Annotated in this window: 19 protein-coding genes; 14 read left to right on the top strand and 5 right to left on the bottom strand. The window is 63.0% G+C overall.

Features of this window, described 5'->3' with window-relative positions:
- Positions 1-5 precede the first annotated feature (5 nt).
- The 3 genes from ACYQ6T_RS01980 to flgB are packed head-to-tail and all read right to left on the bottom strand — an operon-like array spanning position 6 to position 1,824.
- Positions 6-941 carry a flagellin N-terminal helical domain-containing protein gene (locus ACYQ6T_RS01980; protein ID WP_459827032.1) on the bottom strand — a complete coding sequence of 312 codons (936 nt, stop codon included), beginning with the start codon at positions 939-941 and terminating at the stop codon, positions 6-8.
- Between the two features lie 57 nt (positions 942-998).
- Positions 999-1,403 carry a flagellar basal body rod protein FlgC gene (gene flgC / locus ACYQ6T_RS01985; protein ID WP_459826941.1) on the bottom strand — a complete coding sequence of 135 codons (405 nt, stop codon included), beginning with the start codon at positions 1,401-1,403 and terminating at the stop codon, positions 999-1,001.
- A 13-nt stretch (positions 1,404-1,416) separates the two neighbouring features.
- A complete protein-coding gene (gene flgB, locus ACYQ6T_RS01990) occupies positions 1,417-1,824 on the bottom strand; it encodes a flagellar basal body rod protein FlgB (RefSeq protein WP_459826943.1) in 408 nt (135 codons plus the stop codon).
- A gap of 47 nt (positions 1,825-1,871) precedes the next feature.
- On the opposite strand from flgB, the gene flgA reads away from it, so the two are divergent.
- From flgA to ACYQ6T_RS02005, 3 genes are read left to right on the top strand one after another with little or no spacing between them, the layout of a single operon-like run.
- Complete coding sequence (gene flgA / locus ACYQ6T_RS01995) at positions 1,872-2,675, top strand: flagellar basal body P-ring formation chaperone FlgA (RefSeq protein ID WP_459826945.1); 804 nt, start codon at positions 1,872-1,874, stop codon at positions 2,673-2,675.
- A gap of 32 nt (positions 2,676-2,707) precedes the next feature.
- Complete coding sequence (flgM, locus tag ACYQ6T_RS02000) at positions 2,708-3,040, top strand: flagellar biosynthesis anti-sigma factor FlgM (RefSeq protein WP_459826947.1); 333 nt, start codon at positions 2,708-2,710, stop codon at positions 3,038-3,040.
- A complete protein-coding gene (locus ACYQ6T_RS02005) occupies positions 3,037-3,546 on the top strand; it encodes a flagella synthesis protein FlgN (RefSeq protein ID WP_459826949.1) in 510 nt (169 codons plus the stop codon). The genes flgM and ACYQ6T_RS02005 overlap by 4 nt, the downstream gene beginning before the upstream one ends.
- An 18-nt stretch (positions 3,547-3,564) precedes the next feature.
- Here ACYQ6T_RS02005 and ACYQ6T_RS02010 read toward each other — a convergent pair whose 3' ends face one another.
- Positions 3,565-5,784, bottom strand: a complete 2,220-nt coding sequence (locus ACYQ6T_RS02010) for a UvrD-helicase domain-containing protein (protein ID WP_459826951.1) — start codon at positions 5,782-5,784, stop codon at positions 3,565-3,567.
- A gap of 238 nt (positions 5,785-6,022) precedes the next feature.
- On the opposite strand from ACYQ6T_RS02010, the gene leuS reads away from it, so the two are divergent.
- The 9 genes from leuS to plsY all read left to right on the top strand — a co-directional run bounded on the left by leuS (position 6,023) and on the right by plsY (position 14,655).
- On the top strand, positions 6,023-8,659 hold the full coding sequence (gene leuS, locus ACYQ6T_RS02015; protein ID WP_459826953.1) for a leucine--tRNA ligase: 2,637 nt from the start codon (positions 6,023-6,025) through the stop codon (positions 8,657-8,659).
- Positions 8,646-9,152 (top strand): LPS-assembly lipoprotein LptE, encoded by a 507-nt coding sequence (locus ACYQ6T_RS02020; protein WP_459826955.1) that lies wholly within the window; start codon positions 8,646-8,648, stop codon positions 9,150-9,152. Before leuS ends, ACYQ6T_RS02020 begins: the two co-directional genes overlap by 14 nt.
- Entirely contained in the window at positions 9,149-10,198 is a 1,050-nt protein-coding gene (holA, locus tag ACYQ6T_RS02025; RefSeq protein ID WP_459826957.1) for a DNA polymerase III subunit delta, read from the top strand. Before ACYQ6T_RS02020 ends, holA begins: the two co-directional genes overlap by 4 nt.
- Positions 10,195-11,481: a glutamate-5-semialdehyde dehydrogenase gene (locus ACYQ6T_RS02030; RefSeq protein WP_459826959.1), complete on the top strand. Its 1,287-nt coding sequence runs from the start codon at positions 10,195-10,197 to the stop codon at positions 11,479-11,481. The genes holA and ACYQ6T_RS02030 overlap by 4 nt, the downstream gene beginning before the upstream one ends.
- Before the next feature lie 70 nt (positions 11,482-11,551).
- Positions 11,552-12,139 carry a chalcone isomerase family protein gene (locus ACYQ6T_RS02035; RefSeq protein ID WP_459826961.1) on the top strand — a complete coding sequence of 196 codons (588 nt, stop codon included), beginning with the start codon at positions 11,552-11,554 and terminating at the stop codon, positions 12,137-12,139.
- A gap of 50 nt (positions 12,140-12,189) precedes the next feature.
- On the top strand, positions 12,190-12,681 hold the full coding sequence (locus tag ACYQ6T_RS02040) for a methylated-DNA--[protein]-cysteine S-methyltransferase (RefSeq protein WP_459826964.1): 492 nt from the start codon (positions 12,190-12,192) through the stop codon (positions 12,679-12,681).
- The gene (gene xerD, locus ACYQ6T_RS02045) at positions 12,678-13,586 is read left to right on the top strand and encodes a site-specific tyrosine recombinase XerD (protein ID WP_459826966.1); all 909 of its coding nucleotides are present in this window, start codon (positions 12,678-12,680) and stop codon (positions 13,584-13,586) included. Before ACYQ6T_RS02040 ends, xerD begins: the two co-directional genes overlap by 4 nt.
- 61 nt (positions 13,587-13,647) lie before the next feature.
- Positions 13,648-14,013, top strand: coding sequence for an H-NS histone family protein (locus ACYQ6T_RS02050; RefSeq protein WP_459826968.1), 366 nt, complete (start codon positions 13,648-13,650; stop codon positions 14,011-14,013).
- 27 nt (positions 14,014-14,040) lie between these two features.
- Positions 14,041-14,655 carry a glycerol-3-phosphate 1-O-acyltransferase PlsY gene (gene plsY / locus ACYQ6T_RS02055; RefSeq protein ID WP_459826970.1) on the top strand — a complete coding sequence of 205 codons (615 nt, stop codon included), beginning with the start codon at positions 14,041-14,043 and terminating at the stop codon, positions 14,653-14,655.
- Here the strand turns inward: plsY and tsaD are convergent.
- Positions 14,628-15,638: a tRNA (adenosine(37)-N6)-threonylcarbamoyltransferase complex transferase subunit TsaD gene (gene tsaD, locus ACYQ6T_RS02060; RefSeq protein WP_459826972.1), complete on the bottom strand. Its 1,011-nt coding sequence runs from the start codon at positions 15,636-15,638 to the stop codon at positions 14,628-14,630. The genes plsY and tsaD overlap by 28 nt on opposite strands.
- 97 nt (positions 15,639-15,735) lie before the next feature.
- On the opposite strand from tsaD, the gene rpsU reads away from it, so the two are divergent.
- Positions 15,736-15,948 (top strand): 30S ribosomal protein S21, encoded by a 213-nt coding sequence (gene rpsU, locus ACYQ6T_RS02065; RefSeq protein ID WP_459826974.1) that lies wholly within the window; start codon positions 15,736-15,738, stop codon positions 15,946-15,948.
- A gap of 67 nt (positions 15,949-16,015) precedes the next feature.
- Positions 16,016-17,812: a DNA primase gene (dnaG, locus tag ACYQ6T_RS02070; protein WP_459826976.1), complete on the top strand. Its 1,797-nt coding sequence runs from the start codon at positions 16,016-16,018 to the stop codon at positions 17,810-17,812.
- Positions 17,813-17,837 lie beyond the last annotated feature (25 nt).

Here is a 17,837-nt window from a genome sequence, read left to right on the forward strand (position 1 = left end):
GATCATTACCCTTGCAGGAGGCGCAGCACTTGCTGCGGTTGCGCATTCGCCTGCGCAAGCATCGCTGTACCCGCCTGTTGCAGGATCTGCGCGCGGGAGAGCGCCGCGGTCTCCTGGGCGAAATCGGCGTCCCGGATGCGGCTGCGCGACGCCGAGAGATTTTCGATCGCGCTCTGCAGGTTATTGATCGTCGCCTGGAAGCGCGACTGCACCGCGCCCAGCGTCGCCCGAAAATCGTTCACTGTTTTGAGCGCTGCGTCGATCGCGCTCACCGCCGACAATGCTTCGGCCACCCCGTTGATCGAGAACGCCGAGCTGGTGGCTCCAGCGCTTCCAGCAACCGCCGAACCGACTCCGCCAGAGAAAATGCTGAACGCGTCAAACCCGATCTTGTCGTTCGCCGTGATGGCGCTCGCGCCACCCGAGATATACACCCCATTACTAAAGTCCGCGCTGGCAGCGGTTGTCGTCCCAGAGAAGTTCGCTCCGACCTGGAAGATGAACGCGGCATTACCGGTTGCTGCCGAAAGGACCTTGACGCCATTGAATTCCGTATCCCGCCCGATCCGCTCGATCTCCAACTGGAGCTGACGAAACTCCTTCTGCAGCGCGTCGCGGTCAGCAGCCGAGTTGGTCGCGTTCGCAGACTGGATCGCCAGGTCGCGCATCCGCTGGAGAATGTCGCCGATCTGGCCAAGCGCCCCTTCGGTGACCTGCGCCATTGAGATCGCGTCGTTGGCGTTGCGTACCGCCACAGTCATGCCGCGAATGCCGGCGGTCATCCGTTCGGAGATCGCCAAACCGGCGGCGTCGTCTTTCGCGCTGTTGATCCGCAACCCTGAGCTCAGCCGCTCCATCGCCGTCTGCAGTTCAAGCCCCGATTTATAGAGGTTGCGCTGCGTATTCAGGCTCATAATGTTGGTGTTGATCACTGCCATGATGCTTCTCCTTTCGTCAAAACAGACCTACCCGCACTGTTGGATCGTTCCCCTAGGCCGTCACTGACCCAGGCTCAGTGTTTTCTTTAGCAAATCTCGTGCCGTATTCATCACCTCGACGTTGTTCTGATAGGAGCGCGACGCCGAGATCATGTTCACCATCTCCTCCACCACATTGACGTTGGGCATCCGCACGTAGCCGTTCGCGTCAGCGGCAGGGTTGTGGGGGTCGTAGACCATGCGGAAAGGGACGGCGCTCTCCACAATCTCCTTGACTCGCACCCCTTTGGCGCTCTCGCCCGCAACAGGTTTTACTTGGAAGACTACCTGTTTGCTGCGGTAGGGTTGGCCGTTCTCGTCGACCACGCTCTCGACGTTGGCGAGGTTTGACGCGGTGGTATTAAGCCGAACCGATTGGGCGCTCAGTGCCGATCCGGCGACCTGAAAGAGGTTGAGAAGCGTCATCGCCTATTCTCCCTTATTGGCCTGTGATCGCGGTCCGCATCCCGCGCAGCAGTCGGTTGATGAAGTTGAGGCTCGACTCGTAGTAGAGGGTCGTTTCGGCAAACGCGGCGCGCTCCTGATCCATATCGACGGTGTTGCCGTCGACACTGCTTTGCAGCTCCGTCCGGTAACCGGTGAAGGGGTCGAGTGAGCTGACGCCTCCTCCCCCTTCGCGATGGGCGGGATGGGTCCGTTTGAGGGAGGTTCTCTCCCCTTTCCCCTCGCGCACGGCGTTGAGCGCGGCGCGAAAATCGAGATCTTTCGCTTTATAATGAGGCGTATCGGCGTTGGCGATGTTGGACGCGATCAGCTGCTGCCGTTGGTTATGGACACGCAGCGCCTGGCGCTGAAAGGCCAACACGTTTTCCATTTTGTCACTCATCGTTCTGCTCCTTGGTGCTTCACCCACCCAAACAGTAAGCAGGTTGCATGCCAGAGAGAATAGCGGGTTTTTCTTCGCACGATTGGCGGAAAAAAGGGACTTTTCCCCGGCAATTGGCCAATCTTGCCGCGGCAAAGGTTGCCGTGGCGCTGCTTTTGTCCGCGCTCCTCTTGCCCGGTTGGGTTACCGCTGCGCCCCAGCCGGCAACCCTTTCGGTGGGCGACCTCACCCAACTCATCGAAGAGACGGTGAGGGGTGAAACCCGCGGTTGGCAGGATCGCGTGACGGTCGAAATTGCGCTCCCTGCCGAGATCAACCAGCTCCCCCCTTGCGCCGTCGCTCAGCCAGAGCTCCCCGCGGGCCAGCGCCTCTGGGGGCGGATCTCGATCCCTCTTCGCTGCCTTGCCCCGAACCCGTGGCAGATCAACGTTCCGGTGGTCGTGCGCCGCTTTGGGCGTTTCGTGGTGAGCGCACGGCCGCTCCGCCACCGCGACCCCCTCGCGGCAGATGACCTCCAGGTGACGGAGGGGGAGCTGACGACGTTACCCGACGATCTCATCCGCACCCCCGACGAGGCGATCGGCAAGATTCTGCGGGTGAGCGTCGCAGCGGGACAGCCGCTCCGAGCAGGCTGGCTTGCGGCCCCGACGGTGATCCGCAACGGTCAGCCGGTCACCGTGATTCAGGAAGGGGAAGGGTTTCGCATTGAGACGGAAGGATATGCGATGAACAGCGCTGCTGTGGGCGAAGGGGTGCGGGTGCGCCTCCCCAACCGGCAGGTGGTCGAAGGGGTGGCCAACGGGGCGGGAAGTGTCGTGATCCCCTCAAGAAATTCATCCCCGAACCGTTAACGCCCTTATTCCAATGAAGTGAGAGCAAAGCGATGAAACTCAATCCCACTGGGCTACCAACCGTTGGCAGCTCGGTACAACAAAACCTCCCAGTTGGCCGCAAAGGAGAAGGAACTCCGGTTGGGAAAACGGCCTCAGTGCCCGCCGCACCACCATCTTCTTCCGATTCGGTCGAACTTTCAAGCCAAGCAGCGCTCTTAGCGCGCGCGGAGGCGAAGATGAATGAGGTGCCCGAAATCGACTGGCAGCGGGTGGAAGAGCTCCGGAGCGCAATCCAGAGTGGCCAATTTCGCGTCCATCCCGAGCGCATCGCCGACCGGCTCCTTGCCGAGGTCGACCACCTCTTGCAGCCGCAATCACCATGAGTGACGGGCCGCTCCCCTCGCCCACAGCGACCCAGTCGACGCTGCTTGCCCGCATCCTGCAAGAGGAGGCGGCAACGCTCGCCCAATTCCAGGCGGTACTCGACCGGGAAAAGGAAGCACTTTCTGGCAACGACGCGGCGCTTTTGGAAGCGGTGATCGGCGAAAAGAACCGTCTTGCCGATCAACTCCAGGGATTTGAGCGGCAAAAGCTGCGCGTGGTGGCAAGCACCGTCCCCGCCGCAGAAGAGGCGACGCTACGCCAGATTCTTGCCGCATGGCAACAGTTGCCGCCCCATGCAGAGGCGTGGGACGAAATTTGCCGGTTGGCCCGGGCGTGCCAGACGCGCAATCAAGAAAACGGAGCGATTCTCCGCGAAAAGCAACGCTTCACTCAGGAGGCACTTGCTGTACTACTCGACGCGGAAAAGCGGCTCGACACCTATGACGGGAAAGGTTTTGCGCAACTCACGCTCCCGACTCGCTCACGGACGATCGGTTCCGCGTGACTGGCTTGCCAACCCGACTCACACCCGTTCGAGCCGCGCCACGCTCAAGAGGAGCCGCTTGACCCCCACCTGAGGGCCAAAGCGCACGGTGGCCTGTTGCTGAGCGCCGCTCCCTTCGAGCGCAACGATCACCCCCTCGCCAAATTTGGGGTGGCGCACACTCTGTCCCGGCCACCAGGAAGAGGGAGTCCCATGCCCCGCTGCCGAGCGCACGGCAAACGGTTCGACCGGTGCCTGTCTTAGGGAACTCACCGCCTGCGCTCCTCTTCGCCCGGAGAGGGGAAGGAGGAGCGATTCGGGAATCTCGGCAACGAAGCGTGAAACCGGCCGGTAGCGAGTCGCCCCGTGCCAGAGGCGGCTTGCTGCCCAAGTGAGGGTCAGTCGCTTTTTGGCGCGGGTCACCGCGACGTACATCAGCCGCCGCTCCTCCTCGAGCGCACTGTGGTGGTGCGCGACATCGGCGAGCGCGTTTTCGTGGGGGAAGACCCCCTCCTCAAGCCCGACGAGAAAGACCGCGTCAAATTCGAGCCCTTTTGCCGCGTGCACCGTCATCAGCTGAACCGCGCGCGCCCGTTCGTCCGCCTGCATCTCCCCCGACTCGAGCGCCGCGTGTTGGAGAAAGAGCGCGATCATCTCGTGACCGGTGAGCCCCACCCCTTCCCGTGCCATCTCGGTGACAAATTCGTGGCCCGCATCGACGAGCGCCGCGAGGTTCTCCAACCGCTCCTCGCGGACCGTCCGATTCTCTTCCGCCTCATAGAAGGCGCGCAGGCCGCTGCGGTCGATCACCCGGGCGATCGCGTCGGGTAGCGCGAGCGTGGCCGTCTCGTCGCGTAACGTCTGGATCAGTTCAGCAAAACGCTGCACCGCCGCACCCCCCCGGCCAGTGAGCCGCTTCGCCCCCTCTTCCCAACTGCCGCAACTGTTCGCCGCAGCCAGAAGCTGCTCGACCGTTTTGCTGCCGATCCCGCGCGCCGGCACATTCACCACCCGCAGCAGCGCATTGGTATCTTCCGGCAGCACCAACAAGCGCAGGTAGGCCAGCGTATGCTTGATCTCAGCACGGTCGAAAAAGCGCAACCCGCCATAGACGCGGTAAGGAATTCCTGCCGCAAGCAGGTGGTGTTCAAAGAGGCGCGACATCGCGTTGGTGCGGTAGAGGATTGCGATCTCGTCGGCGCTCCAGCCGTCGCGCATCAGCGCTGCGATCTCATCGACGACAAACTGAGCCTCGTGTCCCTCGTCGCTCCCCTCAAAAGTCCGGATCAGCTCCCCCTCACCGCGATCGGTGCGCAACGTTTTTCCCAAGCGCGCCCGGTTGTTCGCGATGATCGCGTTCGCTGCCGCGAGGATATTGCCGACGGAGCGGTAGTTGCGCTCCAAGCGCACCAGCTCGGCGCGGTAGTCGCGGTGAAAACGCTCCAGGAGCGCGCTCATCGCCCCGCGAAAGCCGTAGATCGATTGGTCGTCGTCACCGACGCAGAAGAGCCACGCCCCCGCCTCACCCGTCGAGACGTCGCACGCGAGCGTCTGCAACCAGCGGTATTGCAAGGGGTTGGTATCCTGGAACTCGTCGACCAGCACGTGGGCAAAACGGGCGCGATAGGCGGAGCGCAGCGGCTCGTTGCGCTCCAGGAGCTCAAGCGACCGCAAGATGAGCTCGGCAAAATCGACCACCCCCTCCCGGGCGCAGAGCGTTTCGTACGCTTGCCACAGGTTGACGAGGAGCTCGCCGCGTGCCCCTTGGGGGGTGATCGCGCTCAGCCGCTCCCCCCGCTCCTTGTGGGCGTTGATGAAAGAGACGAGTTCGCGCGGGGCCACTTGCGACTCGGGAATCGCCCACTGCTTCAGCACGCGCTTCGCCAAGGCAAGCTGGTCCGAGGCGTCGAGAATCTGAAACGACGGGGATAACCCGGCGTCCGCTGCATGGCGGCGTAGCATCCGATGGGCAATGCCATGAAAGGTCCCGAGCCACACCCCCCGCTGCACATCGACCGCGTCGGCGTCGACCAATTGCGCGAGCCGCCCGCGCATCTCCTTGGCCGCCTTGTTGGTGAAGGTCACCGCGAGAATCGACCCCGGAGCAACCCCTTCGTGCGCGATCAACCAAGCGATCCGGTGCGTGAGTACCCGCGTCTTTCCCGACCCCGCCCCAGCGAGCACCAACGCGTGGCAAGAGGGTAGAGTCACCGCTGCGCGCTGTTCCGGGTCGAGTTGTTCGAGTAGTTCGGTCACCATTTTTCTTCCTCGATCGTCGCACCCGATTGTACCAACTCCACCTTGCACACTCCGACCTTTTGAAGTATAATTTTCAATTAGTCACTGATCTGACAATTTTCTCCTTTCTTTGCGTGGTTTTGTCTCCCTCCCTCTCCATCTAACCCATGGAGTTCCGCCCGCGGTTTCCCCGCGGGCTTTTTTTTGCCGCTCCCCTTCGCGCTATACTTCGCGTTGCAACGCATCACTAGGATCCGCGATGAAAGAGAAGTACGACCCCTTTGCTGTCGAACAACAGGTCCAGGCAGAGTGGCAGGAAACCCGCCCCTTTGAAGTGACCGAAGACCCGACACGCCCCAAGTTTTACTGTCTCTCGATGTTCCCTTACCCCTCCGGGAAGCTCCACATGGGGCATGTGCGCAACTACACCATTGGCGACCTCCTTGCCCGGGCAAAACGGATGCAAGGGTACAACGTCCTGCAGCCGATGGGTTGGGACGCCTTTGGGATGCCCGCCGAAAACGCCGCGATTCAAAACGGCGTCCCGCCTGCGCAATGGACCTACAGCAACATCGCCTACATGAAGGGGCAGTTGAAGCGCCTGGGGTTTGCGATCGACTGGCACCGCGAACTCACCACCTGTCGTCCCGAATACTACCGCTGGGAACAGTGGCTCTTCAAACGCCTCTACCAAAAGGGGTTGATCTACCGCAAAAAGGGCTGGGTCAACTGGGATCCCGTCGACCACACGGTGCTCGCGAACGAACAGGTGATCGACGGCCGTGGCTGGAGGAGTGGCGCACTCGTCGAGAAACGGGAAATCCCGATGTACTACATGCGCATCACCGCCTACGCGGAGGAGCTCCTCGCAGGGCTCGAGTCGCTCCCCGGCTGGCCGGAGCAGGTGAAGCGCATGCAGGCCAACTGGATCGGCAAGAGTATCGGCGCTGAGGTGCGCTTCCCCTACGACGAGTCGTCGATTGGTGAAGCAGGAGCGCTCACCGTCTTCACCACCCGCCCCGACACCTTGATGGGCGCGACCTACGTCGCGGTCGCCGCCGAGCATCCGCTCGCGAGTCAAGCAGCCGCTTGTGACGAGCGGGTCGCGGCGTTCATCGCCGAATGTCGCCGCGGCTCGGTCGCCGAAGCCGACCTCGCGACCATGGAAAAAAGGGGTGTCCCCACTCCCTACTTCGTCCGTCATCCGCTCACCGGCGAAAAACTTCCGGTCTGGGTCGCGAACTACGTACTGATGGCCTACGGCGAAGGGGCAGTGATGGCGGTACCGGCGCACGATGAGCGCGACTACGCCTTTGCGCAAAAGTACGGCCTTCCGATCCGGCAAGTGATCCAGCCGAAGGGATTCGACGGCGCGATCGATGGGAGCACCCCCTGGCAGGAGCTCTTCGCCGAGAAAGGGATCCTTATCCACTCCGGCCCCTTTACCGGGCTCACCTCGGAAGAGGCCTTCACGGCGATCACTGCGGCCCTTGCTGAGAAGGGACTCGGGGCTCAGCGCACCCAGTATCGGCTCCGCGATTGGGGGATCTCGCGGCAGCGCTACTGGGGTTGCCCGATTCCCGTGATCCATTGCGACCACTGCGGCGAAGTCCTCGTCCCCGATGAGCAGTTGCCCGTGATTCTCCCGGAAGATGTCGCGATCACTGGCCGCGGTTCGCCCCTTGCCGACCGCGCCGACTGGGTGAATGTCCCCTGCCCGCAGTGCGGTCGCCCCGCGCGCCGCGAAACCGACACGATGGACACCTTCGTCGAGTCGAGCTGGTATTTCCTGCGCTACTGCTGCCCCGACAACGACCAGGCGATGGTCGACGACCGGGTCCGCTACTGGATGCCCGTCGACCAGTACATCGGCGGCATCGAACACGCAATCCTCCACCTCCTCTACTCGCGCTTCTTTACCCGGGCGATGCGCGACCTCGGACTCATCCCCTTCTCCGAGCCCTTTACCAACCTGCTGACCCAGGGAATGGTCGTCGCCGAGACCTTCTACCGCGAAGATACAGCAACGGGGAAAAAGGTCTGGATCAACCCCGCTGACGTGATCCTCGAGCGCGACGCCAAAGGGCGGCCGGTCTCCGCTGTTCACCGCGTCGATGGCAAGCCCGTTGCGATCGGCGGCGTCGAAAAGATGTCGAAGTCGAAAAACAACGGCGTCGACCCGCAAGCGCTCATCGACCAGTACGGGGCCGATACGGCGCGCTTTTTTATCATCTTCGCCGCTCCTCCTGAAGCGCAGCTCGAGTGGTCCGACGCTGGCGTTGAAGGGGCCCACCGCTTCCTTCGCCGTGTCTGGGCCTTTGGTGTTCGCTACCGCAAAGAGTTTGCCCCACTCCTTGCCTCCGCGCCAGGAGACGCTCGGGGTGAGGCTTCTACCCTTCCCGCGCCGCTTGCTGCAACCCGGCGCGAACTCCACCTCATCCTCGACCAAGCCAACCGCGACCTCGCGAAGCTCCAATTCAATACGGTTGCCGCGGCGACGATGAAGATGCTCAACCTCCTAGAACGCCTCCCGGAGGGTGATCCCCAAGCACGCGCGACCCTTGCCTACGAAGGCTTCTCGATTCTCCTTCGCCTTCTTGCCCCGATCGCGCCGCACATCACCGAGGTGCTGTGGCAAGAGTGCGGTTTTGGCACCACCGTCATCGATGCCCCGTGGCCGGAGGTCGACCGCACCGCGCTGACGGTTGCCGAAATCGAGCTGGTGCTGCAGATCAACGGTAAGACCCGCGGCAAAGTGACGGTTCCAGCCGACGCGAATGAGGCGGCGATCCGCGCGCAGACCCTCACCCACCCGCTCGTCGCCACGGCGCTTGCGGGTAACACCCCGCGACGGGTGATCGTCGTTCCTGGAAGACTCGTCAATGTCGTCGTCTGACCCCACCCGTCGCCGCCTCCTCGTTGCCGCAGCAGCGCTTTTGCCGCTTGCCGCGTGCGGTTTCCGTCCCCGCCACTATGTGGGACTGTCGGGGCGAACGCTCGCGGTTCGCTGGGATCGGGCGGCGCAACTCGAGCCCCTCCTGCGCGAAATGGTCGCAGGTAGCGGCGCGACGGTCACTGCCGACCCCAAGGCGGCCGACGCGACGCTCCATCTTGGGCCGCTCGAGGAGCGCCGCGAGATCATCGCGCTCTCTGCCCAGGGGACGGTGCGCGAATACGCGCTCAAAAGTGCCCTCACGATCCGGCTCGTCGATCGCGACGGTAACGAACGGATCCCGCCGACTCGGCTCACCACCGAACGGGACTACAGCTACGACGACGCCAAGATCACAGCGCGGGCGCAAGAGGAGCAGGTGCTCCTCGAGGAGATGCGCCGTGAGCTGCTGCGCCGTGCGCTCCTCATGGTCGACCGCCGCCTTGCCGCCCCATGAAGTGCCCAGCCCATCGCCTCGCCGCGGAGCTCCGCCGCTCCCCCTTCCCTCCCCTCTGGGCGGTGACGGGGGACGAGCCGCTCCTCATCGAAGAGGCGGCCGACGCGATCCGCACCGCAGCGCGGCAAGCGGGTTTCGCCGCCTGCGATCGGGAGGTGATCGAAAAGGGCCGCCCGCTCGCGTCGCTCCTCGTCACCACCGAAACCCTCTCCCTCTTTAGCGCGGCGCGTCTCCTGGAACTCCGCTTCCTCGACCCCCCGAGCGGCAAAGAGGCAGCGGAGTGGTTCGCTGCCCTCTGCGCCCGCCCCCCCGTCGAAACCACCACCCTCATCATCTTGCCACCACTCGACTGGAGCGCGAAACGCGCCCCGTGGTACGCGCAACTCGAGCAAGGGGCGATCCTCGTGGAAACCCATGCCCCCACGCGGGCACAGCTCCCGCAATGGTGGGCGGAGCGGCTGCGGCAACAGCAGCAAGAGGCCTCGCCGGAACTGCTGGCCTACTTCGCGGAAATGAGCGAAGGGAACCTCCTTGCGGCCAAACAACAGCTCGCGCTCCTTGCCCTCCTCTTTCCCCCTGGCCCCCTGCCCGAAGCCGATGCGCGCGCAGCCGTCACTGAAGTGGCCCGCTTCGACCCCTTTGAACTCCGCCGCGCGGTGCTTGCCCGTAACGGCCACCGCGCCGCGCGCCTCATCGCGGCGCTGCACGACGAAGGGGTCGCTGAACCCCTCATCCTCTGGGCGCTCTCTTCCGCGGTGCGGGCGCTCGCGCGCGCGGCGGAAAGCGGCGACCCGCGGCGGATTGACCCGATCGCCCGGGAAGAGCGGCTCTTTGCCCGGGAAGAGAAGGCGGCGCTTGCCCAAGGAGCAGCGCTCGACCCAGAAGTGTGCCGGGCGTGGTTGCAGCGGCTCGCCACGCTTGACCGGATCGCCAAAGGGGTCGAAGCAGGCGACTTTTGGTGCGAAGCAGAGCGTTTCGCCTGGACCCTGAGCCCAGATACCCGGCATACTGCAGACAGTTCTCAACCGCTTAGGAGCGTTTCATGAACGAACCCCTCACCGCCTACCTCCAACAACTGGGTGAAGCGGCGCGCAGCGCCGCGCAGGTACTGGCCCGCGCCACCACGGCGCAAAAAAACCAAGCGCTGCTCGCAATTGCCGAAGCGCTTGATGCCGCCCGCACCGATCTTGCAGACGCCAACGCCCAAGACCTCGCCGCCGCCCGCGCGGCAGGCCTCTCGCCCGCGATGATCGACCGCCTGACCCTCTCGCCCAAAGTGATCGACGGGATGATCGCGGGGCTCAAACAGGTCGCCGAACTTCCTGACCCCGTTGGAGAGATCCGCTCCCTGCAGCAACGCCCGTCAGGCATTCAGGTCGGCAAAATGCGGGTACCGTTGGGGGTCGTGGCGATCATCTACGAATCGCGCCCCAACGTCACCGTCGACGCGGCCGCCCTCTGCCTCAAGGCCGGCAACGCCGCAATTCTCCGCGGCGGGAAGGAGGCGTTTCACAGCAACCAGGCGATCGCCCGCGCCATTCATCAGGGAATCTCCTGCGCTGGGCTTCCACCAAGCGCGGTGCAAGTCGTCGCTCGAACCGAACGCGAACTCGTCTCGCTCCTAGTCGCCTCCCCCCAATACGTCGACGTGATCGTGCCCCGTGGCGGCAAAGGGCTGATCGAGGCGGTGATGCAGGAGGCCAAAGTCCCGGTGATCAAGCACCTCGACGGCAACTGCCACGTCTATATCCACCGCGCCGCGAACCCCGAATGGGTCGTCCCGATCGTCGAAAACGCCAAGACCCAGCGCTACGGCGTCTGCAACGCCGCCGAGTCGCTCCTCATCGACGAGGCGGTCGCCCCCCGTTTTCTCCCGGAGATCGGCTCGATGCTCGCGAGCCACGGCGTCGAGATGCGCTGCTGCCCTCAGGCGCTCGCGATCCTCGAACAGGAACCTGCGATTCCGCGCCACCTCCTCAAAGCAGCAGAGGAGAGCGACTGGGCGACCGAATACCTCGCCCCGATCATCGCGATCCGGGTCGTCACCGACCTCGACGAGGCGATCGCCCACATCGCGCGCTACAGCTCCCACCACACCGAAGCGATCGTCACCGAAGACTACTCGGCAGCGATGCGCTTTTTGCGCGAAGTCGATTCGGCTTCGGTGATGGTCAACGCCTCGACCCGCTTTGCCGACGGCTTCGAATACGGCTTGGGCGCGGAGATCGGCATCTCGACCGACAAATTCCACGCCCGCGGCCCGGTCGGGCTAGAGGGACTCACGAGCGAAAAGTGGATCGTCTTGGGCCACGGGGAGATTCGCCGCTAGCCACCCTCTTGACCCGAAGAGCGACGAGCGCTACGATAGCGATTCATTCAAACGTTTGTTGGAGGAGATCATGACCCGTACGCTCGTCGCTTTGCTCATCGCTTTCGTCACCAACTACGCACCGCTCGCCCACGCCGAAGTCAAGGTGGGCGCAGCCCGATTTGCCGAAACGGTGACCGTTGACGGAACGCCTCTTCAGCTCAATGGAGCAGGCATCCGCACCAAAATCATTCTCAACATCTACGCCATGGGGCTCTACCTCCCGCAACCGGCCAAAACAGCCGACGCGGCACTGGCAAGTCCCCCGCCCCGCCAGATTCGTATCCAGCTGCTCCGCGCCCTCTCCGGTGCCACTTTCGCTGACGCACTCATCGACGGGCTCAAGCAGAACCAGCCAGCGGAAGCCCTTGCCCCCTTTCAGTCGAGCATTGATGCCCTGCGCCAGGCGATCGCAGCGCATAGTGAATTTCCGGAAAACAGCATCGTACTCATCACCGAAGAGAAAAACGGAGCCGTCCAGATTGTGATCAATGACAAACCGATGCTCGCTCCGATCACCCAATCGGGCTTCTTTTCGCTCCTTTTGAGCATCTGGCTCGGCTCCAATCCTGTCCAAGAGTCGCTCAAAAATGCCCTCTTGCAGGGGGGTGCCTCCTAAACGCTCTACCCGGTACAATCGCAGCCATCCCGTTGCGCGATGGCTGCACGATGCCCACCACCTGGCACCTCTCTCGCCCCCTCCTCTCCCCCTTCTGGCTCACCCTCACCGCAACAAGCGACGGAACGGTGGTCGCCGCCGACTTCAGCACGAATCCACCTCCAACCCCCCGACGCCTCCCGTTGCCGGAAGAGATCGCACGGCTGGAAGCGTGGCTCGATCGCTGGCTTGAAGCGCCTTGCACCCCCCTCTGGCCGCTTGTCGCCCCGCAAGGAACCCCTTTCCAACAACGGGTCTGGGCGCTTCTGCGCACCATTCCCTGCGGCACCACCACAACCTACGGCGCGTTGGCGCGGACGCTTGCGAGCGCCCCCCGTGCAGTCGGGGCAGCGTGCGGCGCGAACCCCTGCCCGATCGTGATCCCCTGCCACCGCGTCGTCGGCCAGAAGGGGGCTTTAACCGGTTTTTCCGGCGGCCACGATGAATCCTGGCTCGCGCTCAAAGCGTGGCTTTTGCAGCGCGAAAACGCTCTTCCACGATGACCCGTCACCCCACCCCGGACCCCCTGAGCCAAGAATGGATCGACACCTTTCTCGACCACCTCTGGTGGGAAGAGGGGTTGAGTGAAAATACCCGCGCCAGTTACCGCAATGACCTTACCCTTTTTGCCCGTTGGCTTGCGGAGCGCGGTGAGAAACTCACGGCGGTCAAGAGCACCACACTCCTTGCCTATCTTGCGGCCAAACCGCGCAAAGCCGCTTCGCAACGGCGGCTCATCGCCTGTTGGCGCAAATTTTTCCACTGGTTGATGCGCGAAGGGAAAATCGCTCAAAACCCCTGCGCCACACTCCATCCCCCCCCTTTACCTAGTCGCTTCCCCAAAACCCTCAGCGAAACCGAAGTGGAAGCTCTTTTGAATGCCCCCAACATCGACACACCCCTTGGCATTCGCGATAAAGCGATGCTCGAACTCCTCTACGCCACGGGCTTACGGGTTAGCGAACTGGTGACGCTGCAACTGACGCAAGTACGGCTTCACGACGGGTGGCTCATCGTCACGGGTAAAGGCAACAAAGAGCGGTTGATCCCTTTTGGTGAGGTGGCTGGCGATTGGCTCACCCGCTATCTCAAGGAAGCACGGCCGCTGCTTACCCACCCCCGCTCACCCGCCACCCTCTTTCTCACCCGTCTGGGCGAGGGGATGACCCGCCAACGCGCTTGGCAACTGGTGAAACAGTACGCCACGAGCGCAGGGATCGACCTGCGGAAACTCTCCCCACACACCCTCCGCCACGCCTTTGCCACCCATCTCATCAACCACGGTGCCGACCTACGCGCCGTTCAGCTCCTTCTGGGCCACGCCGATATCAGCACTACCCAAATCTATACCCACGTCGCCCGTGCTCGTCTCGAATCGCTCTACCACCGCCATCACCCCCGCGCATAATGGCGTTGCATTGGGTAAGAATTTTGCTAAAATAGGGTGAAATTCACTTGGGAGTTCGACGATGTCTCTGCATGCGATTCCACAGGAAACCCTCGAAGCGCTTTCAATCGACGCGCTCGAAGCGCTGAAAGCCGATATCGACAAAATCATTGCCAAAAAGCAAGAAGAATCTCTCGAACAACTCCGAGAAGAGGCGCGGCAACTTTCCGAAAAACTGGGTATCCCTTTTGAAAAGTTTGTGGAGCGTCTCCTCAATGACCGGGAAGGAAAGGGGAGAAAAAGCGACACGCCCAAACGGAAAATCCCCTTCCGCTACCGCCATCCAACCGACCCTGAAAAGGGTTGGACCGGACGCGGTTTGCCGCCGAAATGGCTGAGAGAGTGGGAAGCAGCGGGCCATTCGCGCGAAGAGCTCCGCATCGGCTAACTCGTCCGCTTCTCTGTGACTCCCACAATGGATTGGCACTTTCTGGTCGCGATCCTCTTCGGCTACGCCGTGGGGTCGGTTCCCTTTGCGCTCATCGCAAGTAAATTTTTCCGGTTACCCGACCCCCGCACCTTTGGCTCGAAAAATCCGGGCGCAACGAATGTTCTGCGCACCGGACACAAAGGGGCAGCGCTCCTGACCCTCATCGGGGACGCGGGCAAAGGGGCCGTGGCCGTCCTGATCACCCAAGCGGTAAGCCACTCCGCAACGCTCGCCGCTGCCGCAGGGCTGGGGGCCTTTCTCGGCCACATCTTTAGTTTCTTGCTCCGTTTTCAAGGGGGTAAAGGGGTTGCGACGGCGCTCGGGGTGCTGCTGGCGATTCGTCCGTTACTGGGTGTCATTGCCGCCCTGATCTGGCTCACCGTTGCCGTCGTCTCCCGCTACTCGTCGCTGGCGGCGCTGATTGCCGCACTGCTTACCCCGGTGATTGCTTGGCTTCTTGAACTCACCCCGCCGGAAGTGGCGCTCGTCACCGCCATTGCCGTGATCCTCATCGCCCGCCACCACCGGAACATCAGGAACCTCATGCACGGGAAAGAGCCGAAGATCGGCGCTCAGTCAGGCAGCAACCAGCGTGGATAGACCGTTACCCGATAGTCCCGCTTCACCGGAAAACCGCCCCTCACTCGCCGCGCTGCCGCATGGGCGATCATCGCCCCGTTATCGGTGCACCACGCAAGGGGCGGGAAAGAGACCGTGCAACCAACTTGGGCCAACGCTTGGGTGAGGCTCTCCCGTAGTCGTCTGTTCGCGGTCACCCCCCCAGCCGCAACCAACCGGCGAGCACCGCAAAGCTCAACCGCACGCACACTCTTCGCGACGAGCACATCAACCACCGCCGCCTGAAACGACGCTGCAAGGTCAGCCTTGGCCTGCGGGTCGTCGCCAATTTTCTGAGCCACGAGCGCCACAGCGGTCTTCAATCCGCTGAAACTGAACGCCACCTCCGGGTCGTGAAGAAGCGGCCGCGGCAACGCAAAACGCGCGGGATCCCCCTGTTCAGCGAGCTTCGCCAACTCTGGCCCCCCGGGGTAACCCAACCCCAGGATTTTCGCGGTCTTATCGAACGCCTCACCCGCTGCATCGTCGATCGTCTCACCCAACAATCGGTAGCGGCCAACGGCTTCCACCCAAAGGAGCTGCGTGTGGCCGCCGGAGACAAGCAGTGCCAGAAAAGGAAAGGCGAGATCGGGCTCCGCGATCATTGGCGACAAGAGATGCCCCTCCAAGTGGTGGATCGGCATCGTCGGGATACCGCGCGCAAAGGCCCAGCTCTCGGCAAAAGCGGCGCCCACCAACAGCGCCCCTGCAAGCCCCGGGCCGGCGGTATAGGCAACGAGATCAACCGAGTCGAACGCCCAGCCGCTTTCCGTAAAGAGCTGCGCGACGAGTTGAGGCAAACGACGGACATGGTCGCGCGACGCGAGCTCCGGCACCACGCCGCCGTAACGCGCGTGCAGCGCCACCTGAGAATAGAGGGCGTGGGCCACCAACCCTGCCTCAAACGACCAGAGCGCAACGCCCGTCTCGTCGCACGAGGTTTCGATCGCCAAGATTCGCTCCATCCTGCAATTGTACCCAATCGGCCGGCAAAACCTTGCCCGTTTCTTTCATGCTGCGGTATAATTGTTTTTTTCGAGTACCCGATTCGAGGAAAACCTCATGCCCTACGTGCGTGTCAAAGAGAATGAACCTGCTGAAGTGGCGGTGCGCCGCTTCAAGCGCTTGGTGGAAAAGGCGGGGATCCTGACGGAACTGCGTAAGCGCGAGTTCTACGAGAAACCCTCGGAACGGCGCAAACGGATGCGCGCCGCAGCGATCAAACGCTACCAGAAAAAGCTGCGGATGCAGACGCTTCCCCCGAAGCTCTACTGATTCCCCGCCACCGCTTCTCATGCCACACCCAAGCACTGCTTCGGTGTGGCTTTTCCTTTGGTGAGCGATGATCCCGCCCGAGTTCGTCGAGACGCTCCTTGCCCGCGTCGATATCGTCGAAGTGATCGGCAAACGGATCAAGCTCAAGAAGTCGGGCGTCAACTACTTCGCCTGCTGCCCTTTCCACGGCGAAAAGACCCCCTCCTTCTCTGTTTCGCCCAGCAAACAGTTCTACCACTGTTTCGGCTGCGGCGCCCACGGGACCGCCATCACCTTTTTGATGGCCTATGAAGGGCTCACCTTCCCTGCCGCAGTGGAGGCACTCGCCCACGAAGTGGGGCTCACCGTCCCCAAGAGCCATGCGAGTGACCCCCAGGCGGCAGAGGCAGCAAAAAACGAACGGGAGCAACTCCTCCATCTCCTCAAAAAAGCAGCCCACTTTTACCAGCAACAGCTCCACCGCTCCCCGGAAGCCCTCAACTACCTCACCGCCCGGGGAATTGGGCACGACGCGATCCACCACTTCGGCCTCGGTTATGCCCCAGAGGAGTGGCAGGCGCTCGCCGCAATCTTTCCCCACTACAACGACCCGCTCCTCGAAAAAGCGGGACTCGTGATCGACCACGAAAGTGGCCGGCGCTACGACCGCTTTCGCCACCGCATCCTCTTTCCGATCCACAACCGCCGCGGCGAGATTGTCGCTTTCGGCGGACGGGTGCTCGATCAAAGCGAACCGAAGTACCTCAACTCCCCAGAGACCCCGCTCTTCAGTAAAAGCCACGAACTCTACGCTTTGGCGCTCGCGCGCGACGCGATTCGCCGCCGTGGCCACGTGATCGTCGTCGAAGGGTACATGGACGTCGTCGCCCTCTGGCAGCACGGCATCGACAACGCGGTGGCCGTACTCGGCACTGCCGCGACACCCCACCACGTCAAGACGCTGCTTACGCTCACCGACGAGATCATCTTCTGCTTTGACGGCGACGACGCCGGACGCCGCGCCGCGTGGCGGGCGCTCGAGCAAAGTCTCGAAGCCCTCAACGATGGGGCGATTCTCCGCTTTGCCTTCCTGCCCGAAGGGGAAGACCCCGACTCCTTTGTCCGCACCTACGGCGCCGACCGTTTGCGCGAAGCGCTCGAGAGAAGCCAGACCCTCAGCCAATATCTAATCGACAGTCTCGTTGAGGGACTCCCCCTCGACACCCCCGAAGGGCGAGCGCGCCTCGTGCACCTCGCACAACCCCTTTTGTCCCGCATCGCCGCACCGCAACTGAAACGGCAAATCGAAGAGGAGCTGGCGCAGCGAGCCAAGATTCCCGCAGACCATTGGCTCCAGGCACCGCAGGCAGCTCGAACCCCACCCCCCACCCCCCCGGTCACGTCGCGCCCCCGCAACTCCTTTACCCGCCGTCGCCCCGTTGCAACCCTCGGCACGCGGCTCCTTCGCCTGTTACTCGCCCACCCGACACTCGCCGCCCGTGTCTCGGCGAATAGTCTGCTCCACGACGACGACCCTGATCTCCGCGCCGCCCTTCGCCTCATCGACGCGATCGAACACGGCGAGCTCTCGCCGCACGCGCCGCTTGCCGCAATCACCGCCCATTTCCAAGCCGACGAAGCGCTCTTCCAGCACCTCCAGAGCCACGTTGCCGCGCTCATCGCCGAGCCGCCCCTCTACGACGAAGACCCCGAAGCGGAGCTCGCCGGCATTCTCGAAGGCTTCACTCTCCACGCGCTGCAGCAAGAGATCGCTGAACTCATGGCCAAAGCGCGCAGTCAACCTCTTCACCCGAACGAACAGCACCGCCTGCAAACACTCATCCGGGAGAGCAAGCGGCGGCGCTCATTTCCCGATCAGGGGTAATCCTGCAGACAATCGCGCGCTTCCG

This window comes from Hydrogenophilus islandicus (genome assembly GCF_054657095.1).